Raw genomic sequence first — 21,138 nt, 5'->3', positions numbered from 1 at the left:
ATATCCTTCTTACTCTACAAATGCGGTCTCACCCGTCTTCACGTCTATGGAATAAGGTTTTGGAGTAGGCAACCACAATTTCCCGTTACCTATTTCCAAAGGCATCAGCACATAGCGTGAATCCCACTGTGCATCGGGTTTCCAAATATCAGCCAACAGCAGAACTGTAGTTTTCTTCGAGCCAGCCACTTTAATCAGCATCGACGATTGTGCTCCATAGGTATTGGTTGCGGGTGGAGCTATATCCTTAAACTCCGTCCACGGACCTTCGAGCGAAGTAGCAGTAGCGTATTTGTTGGGATTTGGTTTCCAGCCGGTCAACCCCGACCCTACACAATAGTATAACCCATCGTAATACACAATGGCTCCACCCTCTATGCGAGCTTTCACTAAGGACATATTCTTTTCAACATCCATATAGTCATCCGAAAGTCGGGCTATGCGAAAACCACCGCTGGGACGATCTTCAAATATCAAATATGCAGAACCGTCTTCATCAATAAACTGGCCGATATCCCGGCTTTCAAATCCTAAGGGATGGAAGCGTCTCACGTACTTGAACGGACCGGTCGGTTTATCGCTCACCGCTATGCCTACTTGTGCCAATTTATAGTTTACATCCACATGAAAATACATGACGTATTTCTTCGTCTTCTTATTATAAAATACTTTCGGCCGTTCCAATACCCAATTTGAAGCAAGGGTATCCGGATTGCTCATTTCCAGCACATTGCCCCTAAACTTCCAGTTTGTGAGATCTTTAGATGAATAGCAGCCCACATAACGGCGATCAGGATCCTGACTCTGTGCCCGTGCTTCACCATACCAATAATAGGTATCCTTTATTTGGGTGATTCCGCCTCCGTGGGCCTGTATATGATTGCCATCCGTATCAGGCCAGATTTCACCGGGACGAATAACAGTTTGCTTTTGGGCGGATACGCTGGTAGACAGAGTAGCCACAAAAAGCAGAAGAAAGAGTTGAACTCGTTGTGATCCTTTGTTCTTCATGATATATAATTTGTTTAATTAGTGATTAATCGGATTCAGAATTAAGGTCTTCTTTACCCCCTTTAAGCCAGGTGCCGTTACCTTTAGCACTACGTTTCCGGCAGTTTGCCCAGATCTTAAAATAGCCATTGCAAAACCGTTGTGAAGTACTTTCTTATTTCCGGCAAATAAATCATCGCTTAAATGATCACCATTATCCACCGCAATTATTTTTGCTGTTCCATTGACGTCAAAAGTCACTTCACCGGTTGCGTCGGGCACTATACGCCCTTTACTGTCAACAGCATACACCTTAACATATTGAAGATCCATGCCGTCGGCTTTCCAACTTGAATTTTCAGTTTCTATCTTTAAAGCAACAGCTTTTCCTGTAGTCTGCAGTTCGTGTTGTGCTACCACTTTACCCTCTTTTCGAGCAATTGCCACGATCTTTCCGGGAGCATACGGAACGTCTTTCCATGAAATGATATTGCGCTTCTTGAAGTCAGTTGGATTTTGTTGCACACCTATTGACTTTCCATTTATGTACAGCTCTACTTCATCGGCATTAGTATACGTCACGAGATTATACTTCTTCCCCACTTCGCGGTTCCAGTGCGATGATATTTTGTTTTGTCCCACCACCATATCATTCCACCTCAATGTGTCAGAGGCATTATCAATGATGCCGATGCGAACCAACGATTCGTCTTCGAAAATGCTTTTCATTAAATAGGCTTGTGGATAAGGCTCTAATGAATGATTGAAGAAAGAGTAGTTCCAGCCCTTTTTAGGCCAACTGTTAGACTCTCCCCAATATTCTATCGCTCCCCAATATGCCAATCCAACCATTCTATCTCTGTCCATACCAAAGTAAGGAGCTACTAACTCATTGGTAACTGCTTCACTTTGATAAATAATCATATCCGGTGCATGTTTCAGATACTTCTGATAATCGTCCCAACAATAATTAAAGCTGGTGACTTCGGTTACAGTTGCAAGTTCAGCAGGAATAATGTTTTCTTCAACAGTAAAGTCAGGATCATGCTTCACAATGCCTCCGGCACGTGCCGGATACATGGCAACTGTGGTTTTGCGGGTAGGATCATAACGTTTTGCCAGCACATTGAGGATGCGGTAGGTCGTAACGCCCCAATCATTGGTGGGAAATCCACAGCGCTCTTCCTGAAACTGTAATTCATTTCCAAAACTCCACATGATAACCGAAGGATGGTTGCGGTCACGTTTTATCCATTCAATTAGATTTTTATACCAGATTTCAGTCCACGGTTTACTTCCGGCCCAGGCAATAGTATTGCTCCATTTATCGTATAGTTCATCTACAATTAAAATGCCCTTCTCGTCGGCTATTTCCATGAATGCTTTAGAATAAGGATTGTGTGACGTGCGTATATGATTAAATCCAAAGGCTTTGAGTTTATCCATCATGCGGGCAATCGACGTTTCATAGGCAGCTGCACCTACGGCTCCCAAATCATGATGATTGGCAGCACCTTTTAGAAATATCTTTTTACCATTCAATTTAAATCCAAATTCTTTAGAGAATTCAATGGAACGGACTCCAAATCTCTCTTTCAGATTATCAATCACTTTACCGCTTGAAGTCAATTGAATTTCAGCAGTGTAAAGATGAGGCGTTTCACACGACCAAAGCAGCGGATTTGTAAGATCAACTTTGGGTAACAGGACTTCCTCTATAGCCCGCCTTGAATTTTGCGGAACCTTTGCTTTTGTTTCAGCAACTTGTTTCCCGTCCGGAGAAAACAACTTTGCGTGAATTTCCAGCTGGTCCTGATTTTTTTTAATCCCCTCTACTTCTACTTGTATGCTTACCTCTCCATACTGTTCGGAAACGGTAGGAGTTGTTATAAATATACCATTTCGGGCAATGGCAATTTTATCTTTTACAATCAAATGTACATCACGAAAGAGTCCGCCGCCCGTGTACCAGCGAGAACCGCCTTCCGTTGAAGCACGAACAGCAACTACATTCATAGCATCGTATTTAATAATATCCGTTATATCGGCTTCAAAACCAAGATAGCCATAGTCTGTTCCACCTATTTTCTTTCCGTTCAGCCAAACCTCTCCCGTAAGCATGATACCTTCAAAATCGAGCAATACCCGCCTTCCGTTCCAGTCAGGATCTGCCCGGAATGATTTTCGATACCACCCTATGCCCGTCGCCTTAAACCCGCGACCGCGACTTGCTGTTTCATCCCAAGGTTGCTCAAACTGAAAATCATGTGGCAAATCCAGCTTACGCCAATCACTGTCATTGTAAGTCACATCTTGAGCATTCGTGACTTCACCCCATTTGAATTTCCAACCAAAATTGAAAAGCTGGTTTATTCTAATATGCTCATTGTTGTGCTGAGCAAAAAGAGGTGTTATGCAAAAAAGCCCAATAATAATTAGCAAAATTCTCATATTCTTCATCTTGGTATTGAATAAGTTAATAACTCGTTGTATATTGATTCTAATTTTAACTTCATGCAGAAATTACGCTGCGAAGGTACCAGGAGAGGGAAAATAGTCTATGGATGGAAGTACAATTTTATGTAGTTATTGTCAAAAGTCAAGGTTGCGAGACCCTTTATTGCAAGGTTGTCTCTAAAGATAAATATCAAACGGTTCTGCGCTTTGCGTGCAAGGATGCTGCCAGTTTTGATGTGGAGTTAAAGAAATAATTTTGTGTTTCTTGTTCTGTTTAGCATCTCCCTATTGAAACCAATAGTTTTAATAGGGAGATGTTATTTTTATGTGCATTTGATAAGCGGAGTTACTTTAGCAGGTTGTTTACCGCAGTCTGATAAGTCTCCAGTTTATTGGCTTTATGAATAGCTTTCTTTGCCTTTCGGTCACCATCCGGCATCATGTATTCCCAGAAGCTTTTCATTTTCGTGAGTAACTGCCCGTCTCCTCCTTCCAGGAGATTGCCGTATTGTGCAAATATGTCTGCATGGAACAATCTGAGTTTCTCCTGCATCTCTTTATCAGAGAGCGGATGTCCCTGTTGGTATTCCAATGCCAGCGCCGGGTTGGCAAGCAGTCCGCGTCCTATCATAACCCCTGCCAGGTGCGGGAAACGTCCGGCAATGGTATGTATATCTTCTGTCGTAAGCAAATCTCCGTTATAAATCAGCGGGTGGCGACATTCGTTATAGAAAGCTTCGAAACCTTCCAGATTGACTTCTCCTTTGTATTGCTGCTTTCCCAGTCGTGGGTGCATAATGATGTGTGTCAAGGGAAGTTCGTTCAGCAAGGGGAGCAAAGCCAGACATTCTTCCGTATTCTCCCAGCCCAACCGCATCTTTACGGAGAATTGCATATCGGGATGCTTCTCTATGGCAGTGGTCAGCAAGTTGCGCACTTCTTCCGGATAAGGCAACATTCCCGAACCATTGTGGCGTTTGGCAAGAATGGGGAAAGGACATCCCAGATTGATGTCCACATTTCTATATCCTTTCTCGATGAATAGGGCGATTATCTGCTCCATCTTGTCCACATTCGGTGCAATAAGTTGGGGAATGAGATTCACTCCCCGGTTGTTGTCCGGAGTAATCTCCCGCATATCTTTCCGCCGGATTTCTCCGCGTTCCACACGTACGAAAGGACTGTAATAACTCTCTACACCGCCGAATATACGGGCGTGTGCTTGTCGGTAGATGGCCTCAGTGTAACCTTGCAACGGGGCGAAATGGATGGGGAGAATATTCTGCATATCAATTGTTTGTTCAATTCTCTGCAAAGGTAGCTATTTTAGTGGAATAACCATGTTCCAGGAACGGGTACCATTCTCAAATTCTCCGGGGCCGTCCATGGTTGCAAAGAATATAAATGTAGGTTTACCGTCCTCAAAGAGGATGAAAGGACGTTCCAGTTGCCCTTGTCTGGCAATGGTGCCATCTTCCCATTCTACGGTTTTTGAGTATGCTTTCGGGTCTTTGTCTACCGTCCAGTTGATGCCATCCCGGGAGTGTGCCATCACGCCACCACCTCTTTCACCGGTGTACTTGGCAACATGGTCTTTGAAGATGACGTGGTATTCTTCTTTATCTTTCCAGAGGAAAGGGTCTTCCGCTTCGCCTTGTCCGTCTACCTGAAAGATGGGTTGTTCATCATTTAATACTGTGTATGGTCCTTCGATGGAAGGGGCATAAGCGATGCCTAATGCCATATTTGAGTACTTTTCATTGTCCAGATATTTGCGTCCCTTGAATATCATCAGGACGGAACCGTCTTCTTGCACTATGGGGGAAGGATTGGAGGTCAGGAAGCTGAAAAAGGTATTGGGCTTTGTCTTTAGAATGGGTTCGTCCAGTCGTTTCCAGGGGCCATAAGGTGAATCGGCCACAGCCAGACCTATACGCTTGTTGGAGCGTGCCACAGTACACCAGGGACTATCGAGTGTTAATTGCTCGTAAGTAGGGTCGGTGAAAGGGTGGGTGGAGCCCATATAAATCAAGTAATATTTATGGTTGTACTTCAATATCCGCGGATTGTGTGTGGAGCGCCCGTCCCAGTATTGCGCACCCCGTGCGGGCAGGGCGACTTCACTGAACCGGTAAGGTCCCTGTGGTACGTCCGATACGGCATGGACGATTTCCGAAGCCACCATCCAGCCCGGATGGAAGGGGAGTGACTTCGGAAAGCGGGATACGAACATATGATATTTGCCATCATCTCCTTTTACCACGGAACTACCCCAACTCCAGTAGCCCTCACTCTCGAATGCCGGAGTGTTTATCGCTTTGCCCAATTGGTGGAACAGGCGGTTTTGTGATTGCTGCTTTAGTTCTATCAAGTTATCAATCTTCTGTGCACGAAGTATGCCGAGGGCGGAAAGGCTTAACAGTAGTAAGAGGAAATAATACTTTTTCATGGTTCTTCCGATTTAATGTTATTTTCCTGATTCTGTTGTTTCTTTAGTTAAACGGAACTCTACCGGTTGCCCGTGTTGACAAAGAACAATGATATCGGTATTTGTTCCGTTAGGTGTCAGTTTTACCTGCGGATGAGGTATACATAATTTCCATTTTCCTTTCAGTTCGATTTTCTTTTCAATGATGCGGCTAGGCTGTTTGGTGGTATATGCCTTTTCCTCAATGTTCAGGTTGGGGTCGCATACACTCATAATGATATTCTCTTTATCATTTCTACACATCACCATTGTTTCTGCTGGAATGAGGCTGAATACATTATCCTGTTGAGATTGATAAGTTTCAAAAACAGCATAAGCAGTGATTCCTGTCAGGAAATCATGAACGATATGGGCACTGTCGTTGCGTTGCACTACTTCATAGGTCTGCAAGGCGTCATGTTCTTTCAGTTCCTGATTGGTTGGTTGTATCCATACCAGATATTCGTATGTTCCGTTTTGTGGAGCTTTGCCATGTTCTATCCAGGCGGAAGCAAATGTTCCCTGTGTGGCGACACGTGTCTTTTCATGAAGGGATTTCTGTAGGGCAATCTGTACCTGTACGTTACCCTCTTTCACGAAATAATAGTTATTGTAGCTGTCCCTGATAGAAACTAACTTTTGCGCTTCTGCAGAAAGTTGCTTCTGGTATCCGATTTCCTTTTCTTCCTTTCCATTGATGCAGATGGAATTTTCTCCTTGTTGAAATGTGCTTTGGAACAGTGTTGTTTCAGTAGGATAGCTGCTATTGCTGTTACAGATACCTGTACCCAGGCATATCATTCGGTTATCAAAACAAAACACTGACTTACGGGCTACAAAGTCCGGCGTAAAGTTTTTCAGGTTGCGTTCCATCAGTTTCATGGCGAACATACCATTCTTTCCTTCCAGGGAACTGCTACCGGAGAAGTTCTCTTTAGAGTGTGCCATAGTGGTACCCGGTAGCGAACTGTCCAGCAACTCAAATGGCAGGTGAATAGTAGTGGTTCCCGGTAATCGGTTCCAATCCCAACCATTTTCGTCATAGCCGCTGGCAAGACGGGACGGATATCCCATTATCTGTACAGAACCGTAACTTTGATAACGTCCGTAGCGATTATCTTTCTGGTAAATCTCCGATCCCCATACATCAGTAGTATATCCTTTCAGAGTAACCATCCAGTCATTTCTCCTGAAGATGCCTGCGGAACCATAATTATAAACGAAGAAACCTTGTGGGGCACGAGCGGGGGTAATGCCTTGTTCCCTGAAGTAGCGGGCTTCGGGTGTATCTTTTTCGCAAAGTCTCAGATAATCTGCTGCCAGATGGTGGTCGAAGGTGTTACCTTCTCCTGATAAATCTCCTGACAAAGCAAGATAAGCAAAGGCTGCTACATCATCCGTTTTCATAGAACCGCCGAAAGGGTGACGTCCGCTGATACCGGTTCCCCATTCATATTTATTGGAATAGTTACGCATGGCGATGAAAGCTGATTTTAATACTTGGCGGGCTTCTTCTGTAGGCTCATAGGTAGTCTGGTTCGTCAAGGAAATGAATTGTCCTACCATGGCAAGCACTCCTGTGGTATATGCAGGATAGAATCCACCGTGGTGGAAAGTTGTTCCGTCCACTTTGATGCCTCCGATGGTGCCGGGAGTATATTGAAGTGAAGAGGACACCCATCGGGAAAGTCCTTTCAATGCCCGTGTCCGCTCCCGCTCATCAGTGAATAGCAGGGCGGATACGGTCTTTGCCATTAGAAGGGTATGCCAACTGTCCAGTAGTTCATCCCTGCCGTATTGATAGGGCTTACGCGTTTCCTGTAGAGCAGACCAGAAAATGAGGGTAGATAAAATATTATCATGGTTGGGAGCTTTCCAGATGGCATCACGCATAAGCCATGCAGTGGTGTAGATCTTTCGTACCTGATAACCGTAATGATGATTGGTGCCCATTCCGCTACCATAGGCAAAACCTTGGTTGATGGCAAAGTCCCATACGGTGAAGTAATTCTGCAAGGAAACTTCGGAATGATTGTAATAGGCGTCATAGGCAAATCCGGAGAGCATTGTTTCCAGGTCATTCCAGGATATTTCTCCTTTGGAACGATCCAGTTCATCGGGGGTCAAAACCGGAGCACCGGTAAATCCTGTACCGGAGGGTTGAATGTTAGTTTTCTGAAAGACGTCATAGGCTTTATGTATTGCTTCTTTGGGGGCTTTCTGAATATCGAGGGCAACTGTCAGGCGTTGTTCCACAGTATGCAGTTCGTCTTTTTCTGCCTGATTGAGAACGGTAGGCAGGGGAAGGTCGTATTCGTATTGTTCCCATTGCCAGACGCGACACCAATGCCATAGATCACGATAAGAAAGAGAGTTATTATAAGGCATCTGTAGGTCGGGGGTGGTGCGGTCGTTCATCTTCTTTACTGGGAAAGTCAGGCGATCCAGAAAGATGCTTCCTTTTCGTTCGGGAGCTATTAAGCGATAACTTGCTATTTCTCTATCTTGTTTATCTCCTTTCATGTGTTGGAAACCGATCCAACAAGCACGCCATCCGGCTGCTGCCAATCGGAAGCTGAACCAGTAGGATACGTGTCCTTGCGGGGAAAGAAACTCAAAGCGGATGGAATCTTGCTGGGGAGTTTCGTTGTAAATCCAGAGGGTAATCCCATATGTATTTTCCATTTGTTCGTCGAGAACAAGGGGGTGCTCCAAGCCGACATTAAGAATGGAACCGGAGCGAAAATTCCATTCCAAACTTTGTTTACCTTCTTTATAATACCGGGTGGACAAGGAAACCCTTCCCTTACCGGTAGTTTTGAACTGTTCCGGAATTCCTGTCTCGAAACCTATGAACTGGGCGAGAGATACTTGGCTGCATAGCAACGTAAGAATGAATAGTAAGTGTTTTTGGGTCATAAGATATATTGTTTTTGAGGTTTTATAAAAAGAGGAGAGGAACCTCACGGTCACTCTCCCCACACATATCAAATTGATTAAGGTCTATTTGATTTCATTTTAAGGTTAGAAGTTCTGTGCAACTAAATGATTATTTCCAATACTTGTTTTGTTCCAATTTGGTATTTACACCCAATTCCTTGGTGGGGATAGGAAGGAACTGGTTCTTTTCTGTTGTATTACTAACGTATTGTGCAGCTCCCTTGGCATTATTAATAGTAGACCAGCGTGCATCGTTAACTGCTGCTCCCAGGTCTTCTTTGATCGCTTTATAATAAATACCCCAACGAACCAAGTCGTACTTACGGAGAGACTCGAAGCAGAGTTCACGACCACGTTCGTCGCGTACCAGTTTCTGGAAGTCAGCATATGACAAATCTTTTACTTCGTCGATACCTGCACGGCTGCGTACCTCGTTGATGCAGGTATAAGCTAATGCTGTAGGACCTTGGTTGGCTTCATTTTCTGCTTCAGCCAGCATGAGCAATACATCGGCATAGCGCAATAAGCAGTAGTTTTCCTGAGTGTAGTTCTTATGTTTAGGACTGCTGCTTTCCCATTCACGACGATATTTCCCGCAACGACGGTCTGTAATCTGATCGTCTTTCCAAGCAACTTCTACATCTTTGTTGTTGAGTTTGTAAGGAGCCATGGCAAGATCACGACGAGCATCTTTAGCATCATACAAATCCCACAAAAGCAAGCTACCGGCATAGAATGCGTAAGTATAACCGGCGCCTGTACCGGCTGAGTTTTCCTGAAGGTTACCGATTACGTTACCGATACGGCTTTCAGTGTAGCTACCATCGTCACGTGTACCTACGAATTCTACTTCCCACATACTTTCATTGTATGTAGTTTCATACTGGTCAGAAGCTAAGGCTTTCCACATGGCATATACATCAGGATTCAGCTTATGCTTCTTAGAGTCGTACACGGCTTTGGCATACTTGGCAGCCTTTTCATAAAATGCTTTTCCACCTTTTGAAGGTTCTCCTGCACGCCACAGGCATACTCGGGCAAGGATACCTTCTACTACGGTTTTCTTTACGTGGGAAGGAGACAAATCATAACTGCTGTTATCTACCATATCGAGGCAGTCTTCCATTTCCTGAATAATCCAGTCGAGTGCTTCGCCATGAGGGGTAGCTTCCAAACTGCTGACAGTGATATCCTTTACTGTTTCTTTACGGATGGGCACTTCATACCAACCTTGCACCAGTAAGAAGTGGTAGTAAGCACGCAAGAATTTAGCTTCTCCTTTAATGCGTGTTTTTACTTTATCATCAGAGATGCTGGCTCCGTCGATATTGTCGAGCAACACATTGGCATTGTTGATACCAGAGTAAAGAGCTTCCCATGTGTACCATAAATCGGTATTGCCTGTATTGTGTGAATTAGCTACTACTGCGTTGGTTTGGTTTATACGGTAGTAATAGCTCAAATCATCAACATTAGACAGCATGCAGGAGTAACGGTTTCCATATACATGTTCTCTTGCCATAGTCCAGTATACGCCGGCCAATGCCATTGTACAATCAGCTTCATTCTTATAGAATGTTTCGGGCGCTACAAAGTCATAAGGCTTAGTGTCGAGCATGTCACAACCCGCCATAGAAGCAACTACTGCCAGGATGCAGGTCTTTTTGAATATATTCTTGATACTTTTCATATTAGTTTCTTGATTTTAGGTGATTAGAAGGTTATGTTAATACCGAGTGAAGCGTTGAATGAACGCGGATAAGCGGACCAGTCGAAACCGGGAGTCAATACACTGTTACGTGTAGAAACTTCAGGATCGGAACCGGAATAACCTGTAATGGTAGCTATATTCTCTGCCGAAACAAAGAGTCTGGCTGCGCTGATACCTAAAGAACGCAATGTGTTGGGTGTAAAGTTATAACCCAGTGAAATGGTCTTTAACTTTAGGAATGAACCGTCTTCCACATACAGTGAGCTGTAATATTCTGCACCGATAGCTCTTGCACGCGGCATGTTGCTGGTCGGATTTTCGGGGCTCCAACGGTTTGTATAGGAAGCGAACATGTTTGTATTCTTTTTAGATTGAGGATTTTCAAATACCATGCGGTTAGCATTTAAGATATCGTTGCCGTAGCTCCATTGCAGGAAGATATTGAGATCCCAATTCTTGTAAACGAAGTTATTGCTGAAACCACCCGTATGTTTGGGCTGTCCGTTACCGATAATAGTACGGTCGGCATCTGTGATTAGATTACCTTCCTTATCACTCAGTTTCTTGTATTTCGGGTCACCCGGTTGTGCAGCATCCGAGATACGTACTACGTCATCTTTCAGTGTGTAGACAGTTTTACCGTTTGCATCTACCGAAGTGTTGAAGTCTTCATATTTGTAAGTGCCGTCATAGATGAAACCATACATACTTCCGGCTGCATCACCTTTCTTGCTGATGTAAGCAGGCATTGTTTTGTATTTATTATCCCAGTTGACGAAACTAATCATATCATCTTGTCCGTAATTAAGCTCTATAATCTTATTACTGTTGAAGGCAATGTTGAAGTTAGAGGTCCAAGTGAAATTCTTCTCTTTGATATTGATAGTTTCCAAGGTGAGCTCGAAACCTTTATTGCGCAGTTTACCAACATTCAATGTAGCGCTGGAATAACCGGAACTTGCAGGTACGTCTGCACCCAACAACAAGTCTTTGGTAGTTTTGATATAGTAGTCCATTGTGACGTTGATACGTCCGTCAAAGAAGCCTAAATCCAAACCTAAGTCATATTGTTCAGTAGTTTCCCATTTCAATTTTTCGTTAGCCATAGAACCTAATACATAACCGGGATAGAAAGAACTGTCCCAGGGGTATTTGTATACATTAGAACTGGTTACCAACTGTGCCATGTAGTCGAAGTCACCAATACGGTTGTTACCTGTGAGACCCCAGCTTACGCGCAATTTACCGTTAGATAACCAAGGAAGTGGGTTAGATACGAACTTTTCACGTCCGAAAGCCCAAGCCAGTGAAGCTGATGGGAAGTAACCCCAACGGTTGTCCGGAGAGAATTTGGAAGAACCGTCAGTACGCATAGATGCTGTAACATAGTACTTGGATGCATAGTTATAGTTGATACGTCCCAGATAAGATATCATGGCGTTTTCTCCTTGTGATGCTGTAACAACCGGTGTTGCAGAACCTTTACCGATACCGGACATGCCGAAGGCTTCGTTTGTAATCTGTTCCTGAGTGATACTGCTCAGATAGCTGGTGTACTTTTGGAAAGTAGCACCGACCAAGGCGTTCAAGTTATGATCGTTCTTTGCATAAACGTATGACAATGTGTTTTCATTCAGGTAGTTTCTTGTTTCCTGTTGTCTCAGGAATGCGTTGATACCTTTGCTTCGAGTATTAGACGGATGCGTATTACCGGTACTGGTTTGGCTTCCGTTGAATTCTTCTCTTTTAATGTCACGACCGGTATATCCGGCAGTAGTTTTGAACTTCAGGTTCTTGATGATTTCCCATTCTACACCTAAGTTGGCTTGCAGATGGTTGGTTGTGGTACGGCGGAACTCATTCTTTGCAGAAAGTACCGGATTGAAGCGGTAGTCATTACTCATGTCTACATCACTATCGTACAGTTCTGCCAGAAGGTCGGAACCGGAAGGGGAAACCGGACGATAGCCCCATACGCTATACATCAGTGAGTTGGATACTGTTGTTTCTGCTGTGGAAGGATTGGGACCATTCTGTACGTTGCTTGCAAAGTTTGCATTTGCATTAATCTTTATGCTCTTATTGATTTTCTGGTTGAAGTTGAAACGACCCTGATAACGAGAGAGGTCAGAGTTGATGATAACACCTTGCTGGTTGCTGTAAGAGAGTGATGCAGAGTAGTCCATTTTGTCGCTACCACCAGTTAAACCTACATAGTGGTTGTGGCTGATAGCTGTGCGATAGACTTCGTCCTGCCAGTCATAGCTCTTGAAGTTTTTATAATCATCGAGGGTTATGCCATCTTTCAGATAGTAATAAGCAAACTCATCCACTTTTTCTCCGTCTACTTCTTTGGTGTTTCCTTCCATGATTTCCTTTTGCAGGTTGACAAAATCGTAGCCATTCATCATGTCCATTGTGTTTTTAACCTTGCTTACGCTGACACTACCATTATAAGAAAGAGTGGCTTTCCCGGCTTTACCTTTCTTGGTTGTGATGATAACAACACCATTGGCACCACGTGAACCATAGATTGCAGTTGCGGAAGCATCTTTCAATACGTCGATAGATTCGATATCGTTCGGGTTGAGGGCACTCATGCCAGAAGTTTCGCTGGGGAAACCGTCAATTACATACAGTGGGGCAGTGCTTTGAGTCAATGAGCCGGCACCACGGATTACGATATTGAAGTTATCACCCAAACCACCATCTGTAGAAGATACTTGTACGCCGGCGATACGTCCACCTAATGTTTCAGCTACATTGTTGATGGGAGTCTTTGTCAGGTCACTCATGTTAGCCTTACCAATAGCTCCGGTCAAGTCGCGACGTTTCACGTCACCATAACCAACGGCTACAACAACCACTTCATCGAGCGCTTGTGCATCTTCTTGCAATGTAACATTAAATGTTTTTTGATTTCCAACTTTGATTTCTTGTGTTTTGTAACCTACAAAAGAGAATTGCAGTACATCAGAGGGTTTTACGTTGTCAATCTTGAAGCTACCGTCAAGTGTGGTGATGGTTCCGTTAGTAGTTCCTTTCACAACGACACTAACTCCGGGAAGTTCTCCCATTGTGTCGACAACTTTACCTGTAACTTGGCTGCCTGTCTGTGCTTGTACTCCTAATACATAGCAAAGAAAAGTTGCCAATAGAATTAAGGTTACTTTCTGTTTCATAAATATTAAATTAAATTAGTTATTAAAAAGGTTCTTCTTTCTTGTTATAAGACTCGAATCACAATGCAAATGTATGCGATTGGATAGGAGACGACTTTAGTTTTTAGTTCGCAAATAGTACGAATTTGTACATTTTTGATAAAGAATCGCTGTTCTGTACGATTCTTTACTTTGTTCCCTGGTTCCTACCTGCCTTTACCAACTCCAATAGCTCCGAGAGTTCTTTTACCGTCTCAGGATGTGCTGACGCTACGTTGTTTTTCTCCGATGGGTCTATGGAAATATTGTACAACTGAGGTTCCGGATTGTTTCCTAACTCCATCTTTGTCCAATGCTCAATGGCAGGCTTATCACTCGGTTCGATATATTTCCATGCACCTTGAATGATGGAGAGTGTATTGTTCAGATTTTGCTGTACTACGTAGTCACATCCTGTGGTGTCTTTACCTAAGAAGGTGCCCAGTTGGTCGCGGCTGTCCGGAGCAACGGTTGCAGGGGTGAGGGGATGGTTCAGTAAAGCAGCAAGGGAGCCATATACATCAATCATCGAGAAAAGAGCCTGTTGTTTGCAGGGCTGAATGCCCGCCGGCCAGCGTACAATGAACGGAATCCGTGTTCCGGCTTCGTAAGCGCTGTACTTTCCGCCACGATATTGTTTCATAGGCGTATGGCCGTTCAGCAGTTCAAGGGCCTGGTCTTGATAACCGTCGTCAATCACGGGGCCATTGTCGCTACAGAACACGAAGATGGTGTTGTCGGCAAGATGAAGGCTGTCCAAGGTGTTCATGATTTCGCCTACCGTCCAGTCCAGTTGCAGGATGACGTCTCCACGAGTGCCCATGCCACTTTTTCCGGCGAAGCGGGCATGAGGGACGCGGGGAACATGTACGTCTTGCGTACCCATATATAAGAAGAAAGGTTCATCCTTATGGTTCACGATGAAATCTTTGGCTTTGCCGGTGATGACGTCGGCGATGTCTTCGTCTACCCAAAGAGCAGATTTTCCACCGGTCATCCAGCCGATGCGGGGGATACCATTAATAATGGTGTTATTATGTCCTTGGCTGGGTTTCAGTTTCACAAGTTCCGGGTTTTCCAGTCCAGTGGGCCAGTCGCCTACTTTGTGGTGGTAGTTGACGGTGATGGGATCGTTGGGGTCGAGACCTACGACATGGCCGTTCTCAACGAATACACAGGGCACACGGTCTACGGTGGCAGGGATGATGTATTCGTAATCAAACCCTATATCTTGCGTGTTCGGCTTAATGAGGTGATTGAAGTCTGTGCCGCCTTTGGGACCAAGGCCCAGATGCCACTTGCCAATGGCTCCGGTGGAATAGCCCTCTGCTTTGAACATATCTGCCATGGTGACGCAGGTTGTGTCGATAATCAGTTCCGAATTGCCCGGAGCGATGCCGGTGTTTTCCTGTCGCCAGGGATACATACCCGTCAGCAGGCCGAAGCGGGAAGGGGTGCTGGTGGAGGAGGTGGCATAAGCATTGGTGAATTGTACTCCTTGTCCGGCAAGGCGGTCGATGTTGGGAGTACTGATTTTGGTGGCGCCGTAGCAACTCAGGTCGCCGATGCCAAGGTCATCGGCAATCAGATATATAACGTTGGGCTTCTGACGGGAATTGTCAGCAGTTTCTTTTTTCGACGGATTTCCGCATCCTGCTATCAGGGCTGCGCCCGGAAGGAGGGTCCATAAAGAGGAGAGTTGTTTCATAGTTCCTTGACTTTAGATTGTTATTTCTGAGGTCAAAGGTAGCGGGTTTCTTCGAATTATGTGTATAAAGGAGTACGTGGGAAGGATGAAAAAGTACAAAAGACATATGGAGTACATACTTGATACTTTGCCAGCTTGTTGCCATCCCTTTGCCAAGCTTTTGCCCCCCCTTTGGCAAAGTCTTGCCACTTAACTGGCAAAGTTTTGCCAAAGGGGGGGCAAGAGTTTGCCAGTTAAGTGGCAAGAAACTTACTCTTCTTCCTCGTCGTCTTTCTTCTCCTTGTCCGCGTCTTCGCCCTTGCGGTAGGCAAGCGGACTTACGTGGTACACGTCTTTGAAGCACTTCGAGAAGTAGCGCGACGAGCTGAAACCTATCTTGTCCGATATTTCGGTAATGTTCAGTTCCGGATTGTTCCGCAACATCAGGGCACCCTTCTTCAGGCGGATGGTCAGGATGAAGTCGTTCGGCGTCTGCCCTGTGATGGCTTTCAGCTTGGTGAACAGGTTGGTGCGAGCCATAGCCATTTCGCGGGCGAAGACGTTGACGTTGAATTCCGTGTCGTCCAGATGCTTCTCGATGATGGCGATGGCGCGGTCCAGAATATCCTTGTCTATCGGGTTTGTAGCCAACATCTGTGCGTATGCCTGAGGTTGCTTGCTGAACTTCTCTTGCAGGAGGATGCGAGAATTCACCAGATTGTTGCAGCGTGAAATCAGTAGGTTTGTATTGAACGGCTTGGTGATGTAATCGTCCGCACCGATGCGCAGACCTTCGATGTTTTGTTCTACGGCGGTGCGTGCGGTGAGCAGTACTACCGGGATATGGCAGGTGTTGAAGTCGTTCTTTATCTGTTTGCAGAGTTCCGTACCGGACATCTTGGGCATCACTACGTCGCTCACCACGATGTTCGGCATTTCCTTCCGTATCAGTTCCAGACCTTCTTCACCGTCTGCGGCAGTCAGCACCTGGTAGAAGGGGTGGAAGATGTTTGCCAGCATCTCGCGGATGGAGTCATTGTCTTCCACGATGACCATTTTGACGTCCGGCATGCGTTTTATCGGGGCGTTTTCCTCCAGTTCAGCTTTGAGGGAAGCGTCTGTTTCGGGAGTCTGAGGTTGCTCTATTTGCAGCACGGCTTCGGTCTTTTTGCTGATTTCTTCTGCGGTGAATTGGGCATTTCCCAGGTGCAGGCGGACAATGAAGCTGCTGCCTTTGCCCAACTCGCTCTCTACCCGGATGGTGCCGTGATGCAACTCTACGATACCCTTCGTCAGGGCCAGGCCAATGCCGGTGCCGCCACTGCTGAGGCTGTTCATCTGTTCGGTCTGATAAAAGCGGTCGAATATCTTGTCCACCTCGCTGGCATCGATACCGCTACCGGTGTCAGTCACACGGATGACGGCTTCGTTACCTTCCGTGGTGATACTGAGGGTGATGGTATCTTCTGCCTGGGTGTGCTTGATGGCATTGGAGAGGAGGTTGTTGACAACCTTCTGCATCTGCTTCTGGTCGTACCACACTTCGAGGCTTTCAGTGTCTTTCTCGAAGTTGAAGTTGATTTGCTTGCTGCTGGCGTACTCCATGAAAATCAGATAGTTCTCATAGAGGAAGTGTACGATGTTGTGCGGACTGACTTTCACCTTCATGTGTCCCTGTTCTTGCTTGCGGAAGTCGAGGAGTTCGGTGATGAGTTCGCGTAGCTGGATACTGTTCTGGTAGATACTCAATATCTTATTATAGATGGTGGGCGTGAAGTTCTGCAACTGCATCAGCGTCTCCACCTGCGACACGATGAGTGTGAGCGGAGTGCGGAATTCGTGCGAGATGTTGGTAAAGAAGCGCAGTTTCGACTGGTTCAGTGCTTCCACGTCCTGTATGTGCTTCTGTTCGTACTTCAACGACTCCCGCAGCTTGATTCTCGATTTGTATGTTTTCACCAGATACCACAGCAGGATACCCGTCACTATCAGATAAATGAGATAGGCAAGTGTGGTCCTGTAATAAGGAGGCAGCACATGGATGGTCAGGTGTACCTGTGGACAAAGTGATTCTTCTTTGCCTTTGGGTTTTATAAGCAGATTATACGTTCCTGCATTCAGGTTGGTATAAGTAATCATGGGCTGGCCGCGCGTACTGTTCCAGTCGTCGGAGAAGCCTTCCAGCTTGTAGATAATTTCATCTTTGTTGGCTGCCACATAATTGGAAGTGGCGAACTCGATGCTGAACATTGTCTGGTCGGCATTCAAGGTAATCTCTTGTGTATGGCACAGGGATTGTGCCAAAATGCCCGTTTCATCGGCAACTTTCACTTCAGTGCCGTTCACGATGAGGCGTGAAAGGATTATCTTATAAGGCTTCGGGGTGAAGTTAAGTTCCAGCTCGTTGAACGAAAGCATACCTTGTGTGCCGCCGAGGAATATCTCGCCGTCGCGCGTTACGCAAAGGGCGTTCTCGTTGACGGCTGTCAGGGGGAAACCGTTCTCTACGCTGTAGTTCTGGAACTTCTCTGCCTTCTGGTCGAAGATGGAAAAGCCTTGATTGGTGGTAAGTATCAGTTTGCCGCTTACGGGCGATTCTTGTGTATCGTAGATGCAATCGCTGACAAGTCCGTTCGAGTCTTTGTCGAAGTTCTCGAAGTCATTTGTTGCCGGGCGGTAGAGGTCGAGCCCGCTGCCTGAGGTGGAGAACCACAGGCGGCCCTGGCTGTCCTGCATGATGTTGTTCACGTTGTTGTTGCTGAGGCTGTGCAGTTGCGTCAGGTTGTGGCGGTAGTTGGTCAGCTTGTTTGTGTCGAAGCGGTAGGAGAAGACGCCTTCGCCCGTGGCGGCAATCCAAAGCGTACCGTTGTTGTCCATTTCCAAATCGGCCACCATGGCTATCTTGCGTCCCTCTTTGGTGTCTTTAAACAGTTGCCGGCATTTCCCGTCCCGGGGATTGAACAGACATACACCGTTCTGGGTGGCGATGATTAACTGGTCCTGATAGGGTGCTATGTCCCGGACAATGTTCGACGGGATAGTCTCCGGATTGCCTTCTTCCATGCGGTAGTGGGTGAATACGCCTGTGCGGATGTCCAGTTTGTTCAGTCCGCCGAGGTGGGTACCTATCCAGATGATTTCCTTGTCGGGGTCATAATAGAGAGCCTTCACGTTACTGTGGGAGATGCTGTTGTGCCCTTGTCCGGCAAGATACCACTTGAACTCGCGTGTGCGGCGGTTGTAGAAGTTCAGTCCGCCGCCTTCCGTGCCAATCCACAGATTGCCGTTCTTATCCTCGATGGTACGCCCTACGATAGGGTTGCTCAGACCTTCCTTCTCATGTCTGGAAACCTTGTAGCTGGTGTAGATTTCATATTCGGGATTGAAGTAGTTGACGCCGCCGAAGTAAGTACCCAGCCATAGCGTGCCTTGATTATCTTTCACGATGCACCAGATGGAGGAGTGGGTGAGTCCTTCGTTCTGCGTATCGTCTGCGGTGTGGTTCTGGAAGATGCCTGTCGACTTGTTATAGCGGTTCAGGCCGTTGAATGTTCCTATCCATATATTACCAAGATTGTCCTCGCAACAGGCTCTCACGAAGTCGGAAGATATGCTGTGCGGATTTGCCGGGTCATTGCGCAGGTTCTCAATGCTTCCGTCTGTCTTCACCCGGAAGAGACCTTTCTCCCAACTGCCTATCCACAGTTCGCCTGCGTTGTCCTGATAAATGCTGGTGATGTTTCCTTTATCAATGGGATGCGTCAGTTGGTGTCCGTCCAGTTTAAGTTTGAACACTCCCTCGCTGGTAGTACCTATCCACATCTCTCCTTTGTCTTCGAACATACAGGATATTTCGATGTTTTCTCCTGCCATCTGGTAGTAAAGGTCGAAGTTGTCGGTTTGCTCGTTGTAACGGTATATCTCGTTCTTTTTCCCGATGAAAAGGCCGTTTTTGTAGTATATGCTGTTGATGTTGCCTTGGAGAAGGGTGGTGAATCGTTGGGTGGTCAGGTCGAACTGGGCAACTCCTTCGGTGCAGAGCAGATAGATTTTGCCGTTCTGGTCTCCCGCCATGCGCAGCACGGTGTTGCAGAAAAGGCTGTAGGGGTCGTTCTTGCTCAGCTTGTAGGTCTGTATGTCGTTACCGTTGTAGCGGTTCAAACCTTCGCGCGTGCCAATCCACAAGATACCATTCTCATCAATGTACAGGCTGTTGACGCTGAATTGTGATAAACCGTCATCGGTGGTCAGATGATTGAAAGTGATATTCTGGCTGTGTAGGTTTGCCGCCACTGTGCTCACTAAGACAAGTAACAGCGTTCTGATAAACTTTTGCACTTTTCCTCCGGTATTTTAAGGTTTCAAACACAAATATAAGGTATTTTGCTCAGAGGGATGAAGTTTCTGCCCTTGTTTTTATGGTTATGTCTGCCAAAATGTATATTTTTGGGGGTTTGCCGGACGAATTTAGACTTTTGCATTAATAAGGAAGGCGTATATTTGCATAGCAATTTTAAATCTATTATAAAATATCATGAATAACCTCCAATCTATTGTATCCCATTTCAATACGAAGGGTACAGTCAACGAAATCCAACCTTTGGGCAGCGGACTGATTAACGACACGTACAAAGTGACTACTCTCGAAGCAGATGCTCCCGACTATGTATTGCAACGCATCAATCATGCCATCTTTCAGAATGTGGAGATGTTACAGGCTAATATCGAAGCTGTTACCCGTCACATCCGCAAGAAACTTGTGGAGCAGGGTGCGGACGATATTGACCGTAAAGTGCTCTCGTTTATTCCCGCCGATACGGGGAAAACATTCTGGTATGACGGTGAGAACTATTGGCGTATCATGACATTCATTCCCAATGCCAAGACTTATGAAACGGTGGATGCCGAATATTCTTATTATGCCGGTGTGGCTTTTGGTAATTTCCAGGCAATGCTTGCTGATATACCTGATACATTGGGTGAGACGATTCCCGATTTCCATAATATGGAGTTCCGGTTGAAACAACTCCGTGATGCGGTGGCGGCAGATGCCGTGGGTCGTGTAAAGGAAGTGCAGTATTATTTGGATGAGATAGAGAAACGTGCGGACGAGATGTGTAAGGGTGAACGTTTGCATCGTGAAGGCAAACTGCCTAAGCGTGTGTGCCACTGCGATACGAAGGTCAACAATATGATGTTCGATGAAGATGGCAAGGTGCTTTGTGTGATTGACCTCGACACTGTGATGCCTAACTTTATCTTCTCCGATTTTGGTGATTTCCTCCGTTCTGCTGCTAATACGGGAGCTGAGGATGATGAGAATCTGGATAATGTGAACTTCAATATGGAAATCTTTAAGGCGTTTGCAAAGGGCTATCTGGAGTCAGCAAAGGTCTTCTTGCTTCCATTGGAGATTGAAAACCTGCCGTATGCTGCTGCATTGTTCCCCTATATGCAGTGCGTTCGTTTCCTGGCGGATTATATTAATGGTGATACTTATTATAAAACTAAATATCCGGAGCATAACCTTGTACGTACGAAGGCACAGTTCAAACTCTTGCAGAGTGCGGAGGAACATATGCCGGAGATGCAGGAGTTTATCAAGACTTCGCTGGGATGAATGATAATGGTTTAAACTGCTCAGAAAGGAATAAAGTTACGAGCTACGGGCTACAAGCTACAAGTA

At 45.7% G+C, this 21,138-nt stretch carries 10 protein-coding genes; 1 reads left to right on the top strand and 9 read right to left on the bottom strand.

What is annotated here, in order from left to right; all coding sequences use genetic code 11:
• Positions 1–9 precede the first annotated feature (9 nt).
• The 9 genes from QZ135_RS10670 to QZ135_RS10630 form a co-directional block, all read right to left on the bottom strand.
• Positions 10–1,011, bottom strand: a complete 1,002-nt coding sequence (locus QZ135_RS10670) for a family 43 glycosylhydrolase (RefSeq protein WP_294608799.1) — start codon at positions 1,009–1,011, stop codon at positions 10–12.
• A gap of 18 nt (positions 1,012–1,029) precedes the next feature.
• Positions 1,030–3,450 (bottom strand): glycoside hydrolase family 2 TIM barrel-domain containing protein, encoded by a 2,421-nt coding sequence (locus QZ135_RS10665; protein ID WP_294608797.1) that lies wholly within the window; start codon positions 3,448–3,450, stop codon positions 1,030–1,032.
• A gap of 343 nt (positions 3,451–3,793) precedes the next feature.
• Complete coding sequence (locus tag QZ135_RS10660) at positions 3,794–4,735, bottom strand: tRNA-dihydrouridine synthase family protein (RefSeq protein ID WP_117725236.1); 942 nt, start codon at positions 4,733–4,735, stop codon at positions 3,794–3,796.
• Positions 4,736–4,768: 33 nt separating this feature from the next.
• A complete protein-coding gene (locus tag QZ135_RS10655) occupies positions 4,769–5,896 on the bottom strand; it encodes a glycoside hydrolase family protein (protein WP_294608793.1) in 1,128 nt (375 codons plus the stop codon).
• A gap of 18 nt (positions 5,897–5,914) precedes the next feature.
• Positions 5,915–8,833, bottom strand: a complete 2,919-nt coding sequence (locus tag QZ135_RS10650) for a chondroitinase family polysaccharide lyase (RefSeq protein ID WP_294608791.1) — start codon at positions 8,831–8,833, stop codon at positions 5,915–5,917.
• Between the two features lie 130 nt (positions 8,834–8,963).
• Positions 8,964–10,544 carry a RagB/SusD family nutrient uptake outer membrane protein gene (locus QZ135_RS10645; RefSeq protein WP_294608789.1) on the bottom strand — a complete coding sequence of 527 codons (1,581 nt, stop codon included), beginning with the start codon at positions 10,542–10,544 and terminating at the stop codon, positions 8,964–8,966.
• A 23-nt stretch (positions 10,545–10,567) separates the two neighbouring features.
• Positions 10,568–13,747, bottom strand: a complete 3,180-nt coding sequence (locus QZ135_RS10640) for a TonB-dependent receptor (RefSeq protein WP_294608788.1) — start codon at positions 13,745–13,747, stop codon at positions 10,568–10,570.
• A gap of 166 nt (positions 13,748–13,913) precedes the next feature.
• Complete coding sequence (locus QZ135_RS10635) at positions 13,914–15,473, bottom strand: sulfatase-like hydrolase/transferase (RefSeq protein WP_294608786.1); 1,560 nt, start codon at positions 15,471–15,473, stop codon at positions 13,914–13,916.
• Between the two features lie 249 nt (positions 15,474–15,722).
• Positions 15,723–19,790, bottom strand: coding sequence for a two-component regulator propeller domain-containing protein (locus QZ135_RS10630; RefSeq protein WP_294608783.1), 4,068 nt, complete (start codon positions 19,788–19,790; stop codon positions 15,723–15,725).
• Positions 19,791–19,986: 196 nt separating this feature from the next.
• On the opposite strand from QZ135_RS10630, the gene QZ135_RS10625 reads away from it, so the two are divergent.
• On the top strand, positions 19,987–21,072 hold the full coding sequence (locus QZ135_RS10625; RefSeq protein WP_294608781.1) for an aminoglycoside phosphotransferase family protein: 1,086 nt from the start codon (positions 19,987–19,989) through the stop codon (positions 21,070–21,072).
• Positions 21,073–21,138 lie beyond the last annotated feature (66 nt).

Origin of the sequence: uncultured Bacteroides sp. (assembly GCF_905207245.1) — a bacterium.
Classification (GTDB): Bacteria; Bacteroidota; Bacteroidia; order Bacteroidales; family Bacteroidaceae; genus Bacteroides.
Note: the sequence above shows the minus strand (reverse complement) of the source record. Positions and strands in the feature narration are given on the sequence as shown.

Bases quoted from the DNA above. Each gene is read 5' to 3' on its own strand.
- QZ135_RS10670 (WP_294608799.1), bottom strand. From the start codon at position 1,011: ATGAAGAACAAAGGATCACAACGAGTTCAACTCTTTCTTCTGCTTTTT.
- QZ135_RS10665 (WP_294608797.1), bottom strand. From the start codon at position 3,450: ATGAAGAATATGAGAATTTTGCTAATTATTATTGGGCTTTTTTGCATA.
- QZ135_RS10660 (WP_117725236.1), bottom strand. From the start codon at position 4,735: ATGCAGAATATTCTCCCCATCCATTTCGCCCCGTTGCAAGGTTACACT.
- QZ135_RS10655 (WP_294608793.1), bottom strand. From the start codon at position 5,896: ATGAAAAAGTATTATTTCCTCTTACTACTGTTAAGCCTTTCCGCCCTC.
- QZ135_RS10650 (WP_294608791.1), bottom strand. From the start codon at position 8,833: ATGACCCAAAAACACTTACTATTCATTCTTACGTTGCTATGCAGCCAA.
- QZ135_RS10645 (WP_294608789.1), bottom strand. From the start codon at position 10,544: ATGAAAAGTATCAAGAATATATTCAAAAAGACCTGCATCCTGGCAGTA.
- QZ135_RS10640 (WP_294608788.1), bottom strand. From the start codon at position 13,747: ATGAAACAGAAAGTAACCTTAATTCTATTGGCAACTTTTCTTTGCTAT.
- QZ135_RS10635 (WP_294608786.1), bottom strand. From the start codon at position 15,473: ATGAAACAACTCTCCTCTTTATGGACCCTCCTTCCGGGCGCAGCCCTG.
- QZ135_RS10625 (WP_294608781.1), top strand. From the start codon at position 19,987: ATGAATAACCTCCAATCTATTGTATCCCATTTCAATACGAAGGGTACA.